Origin of the sequence: Mycobacterium europaeum (assembly GCF_034555895.2) — a bacterium.
Lineage (GTDB): Bacteria > Actinomycetota > Actinomycetes > Mycobacteriales > Mycobacteriaceae > Mycobacterium > Mycobacterium europaeum.
In genome coordinates, this window is the sequence record NZ_CP157315.1 from 243,648 (window position 1) to 257,068 (window position 13,421).

15 protein-coding genes and 1 riboswitch are annotated in these 13,421 nt (G+C 70.0%); of the genes, 7 read left to right on the forward strand and 8 right to left on the reverse strand.

Annotated elements, in window-relative coordinates; translation table 11 throughout:
• Positions 1-49 precede the first annotated feature (49 nt).
• The 3 genes from U8D42_RS01305 to U8D42_RS01315 are packed head-to-tail and all read right to left on the reverse strand — an operon-like array spanning position 50 to position 2,787.
• On the reverse strand, positions 50-673 hold the full coding sequence (locus U8D42_RS01305; RefSeq protein ID WP_322860940.1) for a class I SAM-dependent methyltransferase: 624 nt from the start codon (positions 671-673) through the stop codon (positions 50-52).
• A gap of 15 nt (positions 674-688) precedes the next feature.
• A complete protein-coding gene (locus U8D42_RS01310; protein ID WP_322860939.1) occupies positions 689-1,555 on the reverse strand; it encodes an LLM class F420-dependent oxidoreductase in 867 nt (288 codons plus the stop codon).
• Positions 1,546-2,787 (reverse strand): FAD-dependent monooxygenase, encoded by a 1,242-nt coding sequence (locus U8D42_RS01315; protein ID WP_322860938.1) that lies wholly within the window; start codon positions 2,785-2,787, stop codon positions 1,546-1,548. Before U8D42_RS01315 ends, U8D42_RS01310 begins: the two co-directional genes overlap by 10 nt.
• A 127-nt stretch (positions 2,788-2,914) precedes the next feature.
• On the opposite strand from U8D42_RS01315, the gene U8D42_RS01320 reads away from it, so the two are divergent.
• Complete coding sequence (locus tag U8D42_RS01320; RefSeq protein ID WP_322860937.1) at positions 2,915-3,904, forward strand: LLM class F420-dependent oxidoreductase; 990 nt, start codon at positions 2,915-2,917, stop codon at positions 3,902-3,904.
• A 3-nt stretch (positions 3,905-3,907) separates the two neighbouring features.
• Here U8D42_RS01320 and U8D42_RS01325 read toward each other — a convergent pair whose 3' ends face one another.
• Complete coding sequence (locus U8D42_RS01325) at positions 3,908-4,201, reverse strand: putative quinol monooxygenase (RefSeq protein ID WP_085242345.1); 294 nt, start codon at positions 4,199-4,201, stop codon at positions 3,908-3,910.
• Positions 4,202-4,351: 150 nt separating this feature from the next.
• Between U8D42_RS01325 and U8D42_RS01330 the strand changes: the two genes are divergently transcribed.
• Together U8D42_RS01330 and U8D42_RS01335 are read left to right on the forward strand one after the other, a co-directional pair.
• A complete protein-coding gene (locus tag U8D42_RS01330) occupies positions 4,352-4,765 on the forward strand; it encodes a Zn-ribbon domain-containing OB-fold protein (protein WP_322860936.1) in 414 nt (137 codons plus the stop codon).
• A 68-nt stretch (positions 4,766-4,833) separates the two neighbouring features.
• Entirely contained in the window at positions 4,834-5,979 is a 1,146-nt protein-coding gene (locus U8D42_RS01335; RefSeq protein ID WP_322860935.1) for a thiolase family protein, read from the forward strand.
• A 73-nt stretch (positions 5,980-6,052) separates the two neighbouring features.
• On the opposite strand, the gene U8D42_RS01340 is transcribed toward U8D42_RS01335, so the two are convergent.
• On the reverse strand, positions 6,053-7,702 hold the full coding sequence (locus tag U8D42_RS01340; RefSeq protein WP_322860934.1) for a DNA repair helicase XPB: 1,650 nt from the start codon (positions 7,700-7,702) through the stop codon (positions 6,053-6,055).
• 94 nt (positions 7,703-7,796) lie between these two features.
• Positions 7,797-10,049 carry a helicase-associated domain-containing protein gene (locus tag U8D42_RS01345; protein WP_322860933.1) on the reverse strand — a complete coding sequence of 751 codons (2,253 nt, stop codon included), beginning with the start codon at positions 10,047-10,049 and terminating at the stop codon, positions 7,797-7,799.
• Positions 10,050-10,167: 118 nt separating this feature from the next.
• On the opposite strand from U8D42_RS01345, the gene U8D42_RS01350 reads away from it, so the two are divergent.
• The 4 genes from U8D42_RS01350 to U8D42_RS01365 are packed head-to-tail and all read left to right on the forward strand — an operon-like array spanning position 10,168 to position 11,808.
• Positions 10,168-10,368, forward strand: coding sequence for a hypothetical protein (locus U8D42_RS01350; protein ID WP_090421285.1), 201 nt, complete (start codon positions 10,168-10,170; stop codon positions 10,366-10,368).
• 8 nt (positions 10,369-10,376) lie between these two features.
• Positions 10,377-10,904 carry a cyclic pyranopterin monophosphate synthase MoaC gene (gene moaC, locus U8D42_RS01355; RefSeq protein ID WP_322860932.1) on the forward strand — a complete coding sequence of 176 codons (528 nt, stop codon included), beginning with the start codon at positions 10,377-10,379 and terminating at the stop codon, positions 10,902-10,904.
• Positions 10,904-11,386, forward strand: coding sequence for a MogA/MoaB family molybdenum cofactor biosynthesis protein (locus U8D42_RS01360; protein ID WP_090421283.1), 483 nt, complete (start codon positions 10,904-10,906; stop codon positions 11,384-11,386). The genes moaC and U8D42_RS01360 overlap by 1 nt, the downstream gene beginning before the upstream one ends.
• Entirely contained in the window at positions 11,383-11,808 is a 426-nt protein-coding gene (locus U8D42_RS01365; RefSeq protein ID WP_085242339.1) for a molybdenum cofactor biosynthesis protein MoaE, read from the forward strand. The genes U8D42_RS01360 and U8D42_RS01365 overlap by 4 nt, the downstream gene beginning before the upstream one ends.
• A 78-nt stretch (positions 11,809-11,886) precedes the next feature.
• Here U8D42_RS01365 and U8D42_RS01370 read toward each other — a convergent pair whose 3' ends face one another.
• Together U8D42_RS01370 and U8D42_RS01375 are read right to left on the reverse strand one after the other, a co-directional pair.
• Positions 11,887-12,705: a transglycosylase family protein gene (locus tag U8D42_RS01370; protein ID WP_322860931.1), complete on the reverse strand. Its 819-nt coding sequence runs from the start codon at positions 12,703-12,705 to the stop codon at positions 11,887-11,889.
• A 12-nt stretch (positions 12,706-12,717) separates the two neighbouring features.
• Positions 12,718-12,905, reverse strand: a riboswitch (cyclic di-AMP (ydaO/yuaA leader).
• 237 nt (positions 12,906-13,142) lie between these two features.
• Positions 13,143-13,421 (reverse strand): MoaD/ThiS family protein, encoded by a 279-nt coding sequence (locus U8D42_RS01375; RefSeq protein WP_085243211.1) that lies wholly within the window; start codon positions 13,419-13,421, stop codon positions 13,143-13,145.

The following is a 13,421-nucleotide window of genomic DNA, read 5'->3' on the forward strand; positions in this document are numbered from 1 at the left end:
AATCGCATGGGAACGGTTCCCGCAGTGCGATTTTGCGTCTGCTCGCGCATTAGGTGCGGCGCTGGAAGAGGTAGTACCGCGCCGGGGTCTGCTCTCGCGCAGTTCCCCGACCCAGCCGCGCTTCATCGAGGTCCCCCTCGTCGCCGGCGGACAACAGCGTCCATGCGGCGCAGAATCGTGATTCCATCTCGGCGGGCTCGACACCCCGCACGCCGAACCTCCCGCCGGGACGGAACGCGACGACGAACAGCCGTGCGTCGGGCGCGGCCACCGCGCTGACCTCCCGGACGTACGCCGCGCGATCTGCATCGCTCATGTTGTGCAGGCAGCCGTTGTCGACGATCAGGTGGAAGCCCGTGCCGATCCCCGTCTGACTCAGCCGCGTGACGTCGGCCCCGACGAAGTTGACCGGCAGATCGGCGGCCTTGGCCCGGGCCTTGTCGAGCGCCTTCGGGACGAAGTCGACGCCGGTGACTTTCCATCCGTGCTGTGCGAGGTAGATCGACGAGTCCCCGGTGCCGCATCCGAGATCGAGGGCCGACCCGATGGGCAGTGGGGGCGTGTCATCGGTGCCCTCGACCAGGTCTCGCAGGTTTTGCGCGATCGGATGACCGTCCCACGGGGTGAAGCCGATGCGGTAGAAGATCCGGAACAGCGTGTGCTTGGAGGCCATGCCCCAACGGTATGCCTAAACCCGATACAGGGCCGCGGCGATCCGGCGCCATTGTTCGCGCGGGAAGGCCCTCGGATCGTCCAGCAGCACCTGAACGCAGACGTGGTCGGCGCCGGCCGCGCGGTGCGCGGCGACCCTGCGCAGGATCGCCTCCTCGTCGCCCCAGGCGATGATGGCGTCGAACAGTCGGTCGCTCACCTGGGCCAGGTCGTCGTCGGAGAACCCGCTGCGCAGCAGATTGTTCGCGTAGTTGGGCAACGCCAGATACGCGCGCAGCCAATCGGTTCCGATGCGCCGCGCCTCGTCGGCGCTGTCGGTCAGGATCACCGTCTGCTCGGGCAGCAGCAGCGGGCCGTCGCCCAACGCCGCACGGGCTGACGCGGTGTGGTCGGGGGTGACCAGGTAGGGGTGCGCCCCGCGGGCCCGGGTCGCGGCCAGGGCCAGCATCTTGGGGCCGAGCGCGGCGAGGACCCGGCTCCCGGCGGGTACGGGCTGCGGGGCGGCGTCCAGCCCGTCCAGGAACGCCGCCGTCGCCGCCAGTGGTTTGCGGTATCGCCCGGGTTGGCCGGCGTCGATCAGCGGCGCGTGGCTCACGCCGATGCCCAGCAGGAAGCGGTCGCCGTGCCGGGCGGTCAGCGCCGCATAGGACTCGGCGACGTCGCCGGGCGCGTGCATCCAGAGGTTGAGGATCCCGGTGGCGATCACGGTCCGCTTGGTCGCGGCGAGCAGGTTGCCGACCGCGTCGAACACCGGCCCGCCGACGTCGGGTATCCACAGCGCCGGAAAGCCTAGTTCGTCCAATTCCGCTGCCGCGTCGGCGGATTCGGCCGGGTCGCCGTAGCGCAGTTGACTGCTCCAGATTCCGACGCCGGTCAGTTCCATGGGCGGATGTTCCTTTCGTCGGCGTGGAGGCCGGTCGCGCCGTAGTCGGGCACCGGCATCGAGTCGTGCATACGCACGCCCTTGGTGTTGAGTCTGGCCAGCGCCCGGGAAAGCGAGCCCGGCATCAGTGAGACTAGCTGGGCACCGCGGGTCAACGCCCACACCCCGAATCGCGAACCGGGGATGACGCCCTTGGCGGCGCCGCGCGCGAAGGCCCGGCTGCGGTGCACCGGTTCGCGCATCTGCAGTTCGTAGCCGGCGAACGCGCGCAGGTGGTCGCCGTCGGCCCGGGCGAGCTCGCCGGCCAGCACGTAGGCGCCGAGCACCGCCAGGCTGGTGCTGCCGCCCACCGCGGGGCCGGGGCAGTATCCCGCGTCGCCGACGAGGGTGACCCGTCGGCGCGACCATCGGTCCAGCCGGAGTTGGCTGATGGAATCGAAGTAGAACGCCGGTGTGCGGTCGAGTTCGCCGAGCCAACCGTCCACCTGCTCGTGCATGTTCCCGAACGCCGCACGCAGAAGATCCTTCTGCCGCATCGTATCCCGATGGTGGTAGGCGAGCTCCCGACCGGAACGGAACAGGAAGACGGCGCGCGCGTCGTCCAGGTGCTCGGCGGTGTAGACGGCAGCGACGCGGCCGACGCCGACATGACAGGTGATCTCGCCGGGGCTGGCCAGCCCCTTGGGCGCCGACACCACCGCCAGATAGCCCCCGAGGAATCGCGTGAGGTTGGCTTCGTCGCCGAAGGTCAGCTGCCGGACGTTGGAGTGCAGCCCGTCGGCGCCGACGACGACGTCGAACCGGCGGGCGGGGGCGTGCTCGAACGTCACCTCGCCGTCGTGATCGATCGCGGTGATCGAGTCGCCGAACAGGTACTCGACGTCGTCGCGGCCGGCGGCGTAGTAGATCTCGCTGAGGTCGTCGCGCATGATCTCCACGTGCCGGTCCGAGGTGGCGGCGTAGACCTTGGTGAGGTCGATGTCGAAGGGCCGCGCCCGGCCCTCCCGATGCATGGTCATGCGGTTCGTTCCGGTGGCGAGCGCTTCGATCTGGGGCAGGACGCCCATGCTCGCCGATATCTGCATCGCGGGACGGAACAGGTCGACGGCGTGGCCGCCGGTCTTGCGCAGGGCGGGCGCGCGCTCGACGACGGTGACGTCGAAGCCATGACGGGTCAACCAGTACGCGAGCACCGGTCCGGCGATGCTCGCGCCCGAGACGAGAATCCGCATGCCGACCTCCCCGTGCCTCACCGAATTCCGTAAGCCTAATCAGCAGCACCGGGGCCGCGGCGGCGCTGACCGCTGAGGTCCCCGCACCGTCCGCGGCGCGTTGGTCCTGGGGCTAGAGTCCGTTGTCATGCGCTTCGGTCTCTTCATCCCGCAAGGCTGGCGAATGGATCTGGTCGACATCGAACCGGAGCGGCACTGGGCGGTGATGCGCGACCTGGCCCGCTACGCGGACAACGGCGCGTGGGATTCGCTGTGGGTCTACGACCATTTCCACACCGTTCCGGTGCCGACCGGCGAAGCCACCCACGAAGCGTGGTCGCTGATGGCCGCCTATGCGGCGGTCACCTCGCGGATCAAACTCGGTCAGATGTGCACCGCGATGAGCTACCGCAATCCGGTGTACCTGGCCAAGGTTGCGGCGACGGCCGACATCATCTCCGGCGGCCGGATCCAGATGGGCATCGGCGGCGGCTGGTACGAACACGAATGGCGCGCTTACGGTTACGGCTTCCCCTCGGCCGGCGTGCGGCTGGGCCGCCTGGACGAGGGCGTACAGATCATGCGGGACGCCTGGCGTGACGGCAAGGTCAGCTTCGGCGGCAGGCATTACCAGGTCGACGGCGCCATCGTCGCCCCCAAGCCCTTGCAGGACAACGGAATCCCGCTGTGGATCGCCGGCGGCGGTGAGAAGGTCACCCTGCGCATCGCCGCGCAGTACGCGCAGTACACCAACTTCACGCCGGAACCTGAGGCGTTCGCCCACAAGTCGGAAGTGCTTGCGCGGCACTGCCAGGAGCTGGGCACCGACTTCGATGCGATCGTGCGGTCGGCCAACTTCAACGCCGTCGTCGGAACCTCGGACGCCGACGTCAAGGACCGGCTGCGGCGCGTCCGCGACCGCCTGGTCCGCTACGTGCCCGAGGCGGCCGCCGACGCGATGCTCGCCGCCGGCAGTGGACCCGACTCGGCGACGGGCACGCCGGAACAGGTGATCGAGCGGATCGCCAAGCTCCGCGACCTCGGCTGCGAGTACGCCATCTGCTACTTCCCGGAGGCCGCGTACGACCGCTCGGGCATCGAGCTGTTCGAGCGCGAGGTCATCCCCGCCCTCAGCTAGCCGTCAGATGTCGGAGGTGGTGTACCTCTTCTTGACGGGCGGCTCGGCCAGCAGCGGCGGCAACTCGGTGAGCCGGCCTTCGCCGGCGCGAAACGCGCGGTAGGCCTCGTCGTGCTCGACCGTGTCCCACAGCTCGTAGATCAGCCAGTGGGCTTGGTCGTCCTCGTCGACGAGCACATCGGTGCCCAGGTTGCCGGCGAACGCGCGGGTGTCTTTCAGCGCCCGGCCCATGACCTCGCGCGCCTGGGGCACCGCGTCGGGCCTGAACTTCAGCTCGAGTATGACCGTGACGGGCATTGATCGTCTCCTTACGTCGCCGCGACCCTCGGCCAAGATAGCCCAGCCCCGCGCTCCCGCATGCCATGAGAATGCGGTTTCCACTTTTCGGAAAGCTGTTATACGGTTCAGTGAGCAACATTCTGTTGGCGGCCCCGCTGGAGGATCCCGATGCAAAAAGCACTCGCCCCCGAGATCTCGACCTGGCCCGATGAGAGCCCACAGCTGATCGGCAGCCGGTGTGGCAGCTGCGGCGCCACCACCTTCCCGGTGCAGCAGTGGTGCCCGCGTTGCAGCGCCGGCCAGATGAGCGACGTGTTGCTGCCACGCCGGGGAACGCTCGTCGCGTGGACCACCCAGGGCTTCCCGCCCGGGGCCCCCTACGCCGGCCCCACCGGCAAGGACTTCGTCCCGTTCGGGGTGGGGCTGGTACAGCTCGACGACGTGATCCGCGTCGAGGGGCGGTTGACCGAGAACGACCCGGCCAAGCTGCAATTCGGGCAGGAGGTCGAGCTCACCATGGTGCCGCTCACCACCGACGACGAGGGCGCCGAAATCATGACGTTCGCGTTCCGGCCGGTCTAGTGGCGATCGCGAGCGCGGCCTCGGCCGGGCGAAGCGGGCCGCGACCATCTACCCCGTAGGAGACTGAGATGACCAACGACGTCGCCATCATCGGCGTGGGCCTGCACCCCTTCGGCCGGTTCGACAAGACCGCAATGCAGATGGGTGCCGAGGCGGTCCAGTCCGCCCTGAAGGACGCCGGCGTGGCGTGGAAGGACATCCAGTTCGGCTTCGGCGGCAGCCACGAGGTGTCCAATCCCGACGCGGTGACCCGCCTGGTCGGGCTGACCGGCATCACGTTCACCAACGTGTTCAACGCGTGCGCCACCGCGGCGAGTGCGATTCAGCAGACCGCCGACACGATCCGGCTGGGCAAGTACGACATCGGCATCGCCATCGGCCTGGACAAGCACCCCCGCGGCGCGTTCACCGACGACCCCGCCAAGCTGGCGCTGCCGCAGTGGTACGCCCAGAACGGGCAGTTCGTCACCACCAAGTTCTTCGGCATGAAGGCCAACAAGTACATTCACGACCACAACATCTCCCAGGCCACGCTGGCCAAGGTCGCGGCCAAGAGCTTCCGCAACGGCGCGCTGAATCCGAACGCCTTCCGCCGCAAGCCGATTCCCGAGGACGAGATCCTCAACTCCACCGTGCTCAACTACCCGCTGACGCAGTACATGTTCTGTGCGCCCGACGAGGGCGCCGCCGCGGTGATCATGTGCCGCGCCGACCTGGCGCACAAGTTCACCGACAAGCCGGTGTACGTGCGCGCCTGCGAGATTCGCACTCGGAGGTTCGGTGCCTACGAGGTGCACGCCACGTCGGCCCCGCTGGACGAGGACGCCTCGCCGACGGTGTACGCGGCGCGGGCGGCCTACGAGGCCGCCGGCATCGGGCCCGAGGACGTCGACGTCGCCCAACTGCAGGACACCGATGCGGGCGCGGAGGTGATCCACATGGCCGAGACCGGTCTGTGCGCCGACGGCGAGCAGGAGAAGCTGGTGGCCGACGGTGCCACCGAGATCCACGGCTCGATGCCGGTCAACACCGACGGCGGGTTGATCGCCAACGGCGAGCCGATCGGCGCGTCCGGGCTGCGGCAGATGCACGAACTGGTGCGCCAGTTGCGCGGTGAGGCCGGCGAGCGCCAGGTGCCCGGCAATCCGCGCGTCGGGCTGGCCCAGGTGTACGGGGCCCCGGGCACCGCCTCGGCGACCATCCTGTCGCTCTAGTGAGTGACGCGAGCAGACGCGGAATCGCACTGGCGCAGGGCGATCCATGCGATTCTGCGTCTGCTCGCCGAGGCTAAATCGCCGGGCCCAGAAGGTCGTCCGCGTCGCGGATGATGTAGCCGTAGCCCTGCTCGGCGAGGAAGCGCTGCCGGTGCGCGGCGTACTCGGCGTCCAGGCTGTCGCGGGCCACCACGGAGTAGAAGATGGCCCCACCGCCATCGGCCTTGGGTCGCAGCAACCGCCCGAGCCGCTGAGCCTCCTCCTGGCGCGAGCCGAAGGTCCCCGAAACCTGCACGGCCACAGAGGCTTCCGGTAAGTCGATGGAGAAGTTGGCGACCTTGGACACCACCAGCGTGGACACCTCGCCGCGGCGGAACGCGTCGAACAATTCCTCGCGTTCCTTGGTCCGGGTCGATCCCTGGATCACCGGCGCGTCCAGCTCGGCGCCCAGCTCGTCGAGCTGGTCGAGGTAAGCGCCGATCACCAGCGTCTGCTCGCCGGGGTGCTTGTCCAGAATCGACTTCACGACGGCGATCTTGGAATGCGCCGTCGAGCAAAGCTTGTAGCGCTCTTCGGGTTCCGCGGTGGCGTACATCATCCGCTCGTTGTCGGTCATGGTGACCCGCACCTCGACACACTCGGCCGGCGCGATCCAGCCCTGGGCCTCGATGTCCTTCCACGGCGCGTCGTAGCGCTTCGGGCCGATGAGGGAGAACACGTCGCCCTCACGGCCGTCCTCGCGGACCAGCGTGGCGGTGAGGCCCAGGCGCCGCTTGGATTGCAGGTCGGCGGTCATCCGGAACACCGGCGCCGGCAGCAGGTGGACCTCGTCGTAGATGATCAGACCCCAGTCGCGGCTGTCGAAGAGCTCCAGGTGCCGGTACTCGCCCTTCGTGCGGCGGGTGATCATCTGGTACGTCGAGATCGTGACGGGCCGAATCTCCTTGCGCTCACCCGAATATTCGCCGACCTCGTCCTCGGTCAGGGATGTGCGCGCGACCAGTTCGCGCTTCCATTGCCGCGCCGCGACGACGTTGGTGACCAGGATCAGCGTCGTCGCGCTGGCCTTCGCCATCGCGGCCGCGCCCACCAGCGTCTTGCCGGCCCCGCACGGAAGCACCACCACCCCCGACCCGCCGGACCAGAACGAGTCCGTGGCCATCTGCTGGTAGTCGCGCAGGTGCCAGCCGTCCTGCGCCAGGCTGATCGGGTGGGCCTCGCCGTCGACGTAGCCCGCCAGGTCCTCGGCGGGCCAACCGATCTTGAGCAGCATCTGCTTGACCCGGCCGCGCTCACTGGGGTGCACGACGACGGTGTCCTCGTCGATCCGCGCGCCGAGCATGGGGGCGATCTTCTTGTTGCGCAGCACCTCCTCGAGCACCGCGCGGTCCAGGCTCAGCAGGGTCAGGCCGTGCGCCGGGTGTTTGACCAGCTGCAGGCGCCCGTAGCGGGCCATGGTGTCGACGATGTCGACGAGCAGCGGCTGGGGCACCGCGTAGCGCGAGAAGCTGACCAGCGCGTCGACCACCTGCTCGGCGTCGTGGCCCGCGGCGCGGGCGTTCCACAGCGCCAACGGGGTGATGCGGTAGGTGTGCACGTGCTCGGGCGCGCGCTCCAACTCGGCGAACGGCGCGATGGCGGCACGCGCGGCGCCGGCCAGCTCGTGGTCGACCTCGAGCAGCACCGTCTTGTCGGACTGCACAATCAACGGGCCGTCAGTCACGGGCGCCGCTCCTCCTCATCGCTTCGCTCTGCATCGTCGCCGGCGCGAGTCACGGGCGCCGATCCTCCTCATGTCTCGCCGCATCAACCATCCATTATCGGCCGTTGGCCGACACCACCGACGTGATGCGGTGGATGGCGAAGTCGCGCAGCCGCCCCGACGCCGAGTCGAAGGCGGTCAGCTGGCCGCCCCGGACGGTGATCGGCGACACCACGCGCTGGGTGGCCACACCGGCGGCGTCTAGATAACCGATCACCAGCGTGTCTTGTTCCCTGGCCGCGCGCTGCAACAGCGACATGGTGACCGCCGGGTCGACGCGAATGCTGCCGAACGGCGCGGCCGTCACCTTCCGCAGCACCGCCACCACCGCGTTCAGGCTCTCGTTGTTGGGGCGCGGCATCGGGCGGTAGGGCCGCCGCTGCTGGGGCGTGGGCACCCGGGCCCCCTGCGGCCGGACGTCGACGATGGCGCCGGTGGAGTCCTCGGCCGCGGGGGCGAAGCCCGCGGCCCGCAATGCGAGCAGCACCTCGGCGATCGGCGCCGGAGACACCGCGACGGTCGGCGCCAGGGCGCGCAGTTGCACCCCCTCGGTCGCGGGGGCGGCGATGGCCTGGGCCAGCAGCGCCGGGTCCTCGCACCGTACGAACGAGGCCGCCATCCCGATCCGCAGCTGGCCGTGCCGGCGTGCGACGTCGTCGATCAGATAGGTAAGCCCTTGAGGGACAGGGGTTTTGGAATGTTTGGCGAACAGGGTATGCATCCAGTCGCGGGTCTTCCCGACGTCGAGGGCATGCCGGATCGTCTGCTCGCTGATGCGGTACACCATCGCGGTGCCGGCCGATTCGACGGTGGCCACCGCGGCCAGTTGCTCGGCCAGGTCGCGCTGCAGTGGGCCCGGCACGACCACGGTCAGGTCGGCCTGGATCAGGAAGTAATCGATCGGGTGCGGCAGGGCCCGCGCCATGGCGTCGACCGCGGCGGCGGGGCCTTCGTTCAGCAGGGCCCGGGCGGGGGTGCTGAGCGCCCCCCGTCCCACCAGGCCCAACGCCTGGCTCTCGGCCAGCAGGTCACCCACGGGCCCCGGCTGCAGCCGCTTGGCCCAGCGCGGCCGCCGCCAGATGAGGGCGGCCGACGCCTCGGCCGTGTTGACACCGGCGCCCGGCGGCAAGTGCGCCAGCGTGTCGAGCAACAGCCGGCGATCCAGTGGCGCGGCGGTCGAGTACAGCGCATCGGTAAGGGCGCCATAGGGTTTGGCGTCGGGACCGCGGGTGCCGATCAAGGCCGGGCGGCTCGGCAGGTCGAGCCAGCTGCTGGCCAGCAGCTGCCAGCGTTCGGCGGCGGGCAGCGCGGTGAACCGGTCGGTGGCCACGGTCGGCGCCCAGTACGGGGCCTCGCCGGTGGCCGGTTCCGGGTCCGGCATCCCGCTCGCGATCAGGCCGGCCGCGGCCGCCACCTCCAGAATGAGCCCCAACCGCGACTCGTCGATGCCGGTCGTCTTGCCGAGCCGTTTGACATCGCGGACTCCCAGTCCGCCGCTGCGCAGCTCGGAAACCGGTGCGGCGGCGAGCGTGGCGATGAGGACGTCGAGCTCGCGCAACAGGTCGATGGTGGCCCCGGCCGCCGCCGCGTCGACGTCGTCGGTGGTGGTGGTCGACACCACCGGGTCGGGTGCCGTCAGCCGCATGGGGCCGGGCTGCTCGCCGCGCAGCACCTGCCCGACGTGGCGGGGCAGGATCACCGTTTCGGCGTCGATGCGTCGCAACAGGCCCATCGCCAGCAGCTGGGGCACCGGCCGGTCCGCCGGGGCGCCCGGCGCGGCGTCACGGGTGCGGCCCATCGGGGAGCCCTCGAGGAGCTTTTCCAGCACTTCGCGCTGCGCCTGGCTCAGCCCGTCGATGAGACGGGCGATCTCCTCGCCGGTGCGGGAGGCGTCCTCGAGGGTGACCTGGCCCGGGTGCCACGGCAGGGCCGTGCCGGCGTCGGGAGCGACGCGCAGCGCCGCATCCCCCCAGACCAGGGCGCGCTCCCGGAGATCGTCCAGCGCCTGCGCCACGTCGGACTCGGGAGCGCGCTCGCCGATCAGGGCCAGCAGTTTCGCCGTGGGCACCGGCGTGGCGTCGGCCTGCAGCACCAACAGCGCGTCGAGCACCGCCAGGCGCAGGAAGTCGAGCTCGTCGGTGGCGGCCTTCACCGACTGGCGGGCCTGCGCGCGGGCGGCCAGCGCGGCGATGCTGCCGGGCGGCGGCTGGGCGAGGTCCGGCCGCAGCTCTAGCAGGCGGATCAGCCGCTCGTCGGGCAAGTCGGCCAGCCACGACCCCAGCGGGATATCCGGGGTGTTGTCGGTCATTGCTGACCAGCGTAAAGCAGTCGGTCGGTGCTGAGCAGGCAGCGAAGGCCGGCAGCTCGTCGGCCGAACTGACGGTCTTGCACGACGCGCGCAACAGCGACCTGTCAGAATGGACGGCGTGGCTGACACTGCTGAGGGCAAAGCCCGCAAAACCAGGTATGTCGACAACGGGTGGCCGACGACGGACCCCGACGACCACGCGGTGAGCGAACTCGTGACCGACCGGACGGGTGCGTTGTCCCCCTTCGGCGAGATGGTGTTCCCGCTGCCCTCCACTGACCTGCCCTACCTGCACCCGGTCACCGTCGTTAACCGGTAGGCGCCAGCATGGCTAGGGCCTCCGAGGCCGCCAAGCCCCCGGCGAGCTGGGCGACGGGTGAATCCCCTGCTGGCTCGCTGTCACACCTGGACGACCGCGGTGCGGCGCACATGGTCGACGTCAGCGGCAAGGGCGCGACCAAGCGGACCGCCGTCGCGGCGGGCGCCGTGCGCACGTCGCCGCGCGTCGTGGAGCTGATCTCGGCAGGGGGCCTGCCCAAGGGCGACGCGCTGGCCACCGCCCGGGTGGCGGGCATCCTGGCGGCGAAGCGCACCAGCGACCTGATACCGCTCTGCCACCAGTTGGCGCTCACCGGAGTCGACGTGGAATTCACCGTGGGGCCCTCCGAGATCGAGATCACCGCGACGGTGCGCAGCACCGACCGCACGGGCGTGGAGATGGAGGCGCTGACCGCCGTCAGTGTGGCCGGCCTGACGCTCTACGACATGATCAAAGCCGTCGATCCCGCCGCGCGCCTCGATGACATTCGGGTGCTGCGCAAGGAAGGCGGCAAGACCGGAACGTGGGAGCGGTGATGGGCGCCCGATCCGCCCGCGTCATCATCGCCTCGACCCGCGCATCGGCGGGAGTCTACGACGATCGGTGCGGGCCGATCATCGCCGAATGGCTCGGCGAGCGCGGGTTTTCATTCACCGAGCCGGAGGTGGTTCCCGACGGCGATCCGGTGGGCGATGCCCTGCGCAAGGCGGTCCGCGACGGCGTTGACGTCATCATCACCTCCGGCGGCACGGGCATCTCGCCGAGCGACAGCACCCCCGACCAGACCGTGGCCCTGCTGGACTACATGATCCCGGGGCTGGCCGACGCCATTCGCCGGTCGGGGCTGCCCAAGGTGCCGACGTCGGTGTTGTCACGAGGAGTGTGCGGCGTGGCGGGGCGGACCCTGATCGTCAACCTGCCGGGTTCGCCCGGCGGTGTGCGCGACGGCCTGGGTGTGCTCGCCGACGTGATCGATCACGCGCTCGACCAGCTCGCCGGGGGAGATCACCAGGGATGACGCTCGTCGTCCGCGCGGCCATGACCGATCACCCGATCTCTTTGGCCGGGCACGAAGAATTGGTCGCCCATCAGTCGGCCGGCGCCGTCGTCGGCTTCGTCGGCATGATCCGCGACCACGACGGCGGCCGACGGGTGGTGCGGCTGGAGTATTCCGCGCATCCGTCGGCCGAGCAGGTCATGGGCGAGGTGGTCGCGGAGGTCGCTGAACAGTCGAGCGGGGTGCGTGCCGTCGCGGCGAGCCACCGGATCGGCGTGTTGCGCATCGGGGAGGCGGCGCTGGTGGCGGCGGTGGCGGCCGACCACCGTCAGGCCGCGTTCGCCACCTGTGCGCTGCTGGTGGACACCATCAAGGCGCGGCTACCGGTGTGGAAGCACCAGTTCTTCGACGACGGCACCGAAGAATGGGTGGGCTCGGCGTAGCGCCGTAGCGATTTGGAATGCCGGCACGCCCCGAAGCGTCGACGTTCGAGGCGTGCCGGGCAGTCTGACGGGCGGAACTCAGGTGGCCGGGGACGGCTGCGCGATCGCGTCCAGCGCGTCGTTGCCCTGAATGTCCTGTGCCCGGATGGCCTCCCACAGCTGCTTCGTGTAGCCGACCGAGGAGACGTCCTGCGGCATGTTGGCCGGCACGAAGCCGTGGAAGTCGTTGTCCGCGACGGGCGCGTCGGCGGGAGGCGCCGGCGGCAGGTCGGCCGGTGGCGCGGGCGGCATCGCGTCGGCTGGGGGCACGTCGGCCGGGGGCGCGGGCGGCAGGTCGGCCGGGGGCGCGGGTGGCACGTCGGCCGGAGGGGCCGCCTGGTCGAAGCCGGCCAGCTGCACCGGAGCGGGCGGGGGAGGGGCGTCCGGCGGCGGCGCGTCGGCGGGCGGGGGAGCCAGCGGCGCCGGCTGGCCGTTGATGCCGGGAGCGTCCAGGGGGGCGTCCAGGCCGGCCGGTGCGGGAGCCTCACGCGGCGTCGGGCCCGAGAGCGGGCCACCGCATACCGGCCACGCACCGCGGCCCTGGGTGGCCAGCACGCGCTCCGCGACGGCGATCTGCTGTTCCCTGGTGGCCAATTCGGCCGACGGGGCGTACTGACCGCCGCCGTGCGAGGCCCATGTGCTCGAGCTGAACTGCACGCCACCGTGGTAACCGTTGCCGGTGTTGATCGCCCAGTTGCCGCCGGATTCGCAGCGGGCCACCTGGTCCCATTCGCCGTCGGTGGCCGCGGCCGCCTGGCCGGCCAGGGCGATACTGCCGCCACCGAGGACGGCGCCGGTGACGGCGATCTTGGCGACGCTGATGTTTGACGTGCTGGGCTTACGGTGACGTCCACTCATAGGCCGTGAAAATTCCTCTCTCGTGACGCGCCTGCGAGGTCAGCTGTCGGGTTCGGGTTGGAGAGGCCACCCGGCCGTCGTCGTATCCACTGTGAAACGACGTCGGCTTCACCCCAGGGGGCCGCGTGCGGCCCCCGATCCGATCACGGTGGACCGGTGGGTCCCCCGTCTCCATCCACGTAGGTCGGTGGACCCCTGCCTATTGGATGGAGCTCGGCGCGATAGGAGGGGAGGTCCGTCAATTCGGTTGTCTTGGCGAGCCTTCGGAGAAAGGTAGCGGTTTCTGTTGGTCCCGTCACGTCCTGCGAAACCCGGCGTTTCCCTCCCGGCCATCTGCGAAAACGCACCGAACACGCGGCATTCACGCAGGTCAAGGCACGTGATATCGGAGCGTGATTATGCCGTTATCGTTCCGTTACGTGAGATATTTCACAGTTTCAGCCGCCGGCGAAGGGCGGTAGAACGTCGATCGTGTTGCCCCTTCGTAACGGTGCGGTCTCGTCGCGGACGGCGACCCCGTCGCACAGGTAGGAACACCTGCCCAACACGGAGGCCAGGCGTGAGCCTCGCACGGCGAGGCGCCCGATCAGCTCGGCCACCGTGGTGCCGGGGCGCACCACCACCGTCTCCGACTCGGCTCCGGCGGCCGCCCGAGCGGCCGCGAAGTAGCGCACCGTCACCTGAATCCCGTCTTGTTCGACGGACGCATGACTCAT

Excerpts from the sequence above, each read along its gene's own strand:
- U8D42_RS01345 (WP_322860933.1), bottom strand. The coding sequence starts at position 10,049 with ATGACCGACAACACCCCGGATATCCCGCTGGGGTCGTGGCTGGCCGAC.
- U8D42_RS01370 (WP_322860931.1), bottom strand. The coding sequence starts at position 12,705 with ATGAGTGGACGTCACCGTAAGCCCAGCACGTCAAACATCAGCGTCGCC.
- U8D42_RS01365 (WP_085242339.1), top strand. The coding sequence starts at position 11,383 with ATGACGCTCGTCGTCCGCGCGGCCATGACCGATCACCCGATCTCTTTG.
- U8D42_RS01360 (WP_090421283.1), top strand. The coding sequence starts at position 10,904 with ATGGGCGCCCGATCCGCCCGCGTCATCATCGCCTCGACCCGCGCATCG.
- U8D42_RS01310 (WP_322860939.1), bottom strand. The coding sequence starts at position 1,555 with ATGGAACTGACCGGCGTCGGAATCTGGAGCAGTCAACTGCGCTACGGC.
- U8D42_RS01305 (WP_322860940.1), bottom strand. The coding sequence starts at position 673 with ATGGCCTCCAAGCACACGCTGTTCCGGATCTTCTACCGCATCGGCTTC.
- U8D42_RS01330 (WP_322860936.1), top strand. The coding sequence starts at position 4,352 with ATGCAAAAAGCACTCGCCCCCGAGATCTCGACCTGGCCCGATGAGAGC.
- U8D42_RS01325 (WP_085242345.1), bottom strand. The coding sequence starts at position 4,201 with ATGCCCGTCACGGTCATACTCGAGCTGAAGTTCAGGCCCGACGCGGTG.
- U8D42_RS01320 (WP_322860937.1), top strand. The coding sequence starts at position 2,915 with ATGCGCTTCGGTCTCTTCATCCCGCAAGGCTGGCGAATGGATCTGGTC.
- U8D42_RS01335 (WP_322860935.1), top strand. The coding sequence starts at position 4,834 with ATGACCAACGACGTCGCCATCATCGGCGTGGGCCTGCACCCCTTCGGC.
- U8D42_RS01315 (WP_322860938.1), bottom strand. The coding sequence starts at position 2,787 with ATGCGGATTCTCGTCTCGGGCGCGAGCATCGCCGGACCGGTGCTCGCG.
- moaC (WP_322860932.1), top strand. The coding sequence starts at position 10,377 with ATGGCTAGGGCCTCCGAGGCCGCCAAGCCCCCGGCGAGCTGGGCGACG.
- U8D42_RS01375 (WP_085243211.1), bottom strand. The coding sequence starts at position 13,421 with ATGAGTCATGCGTCCGTCGAACAAGACGGGATTCAGGTGACGGTGCGC.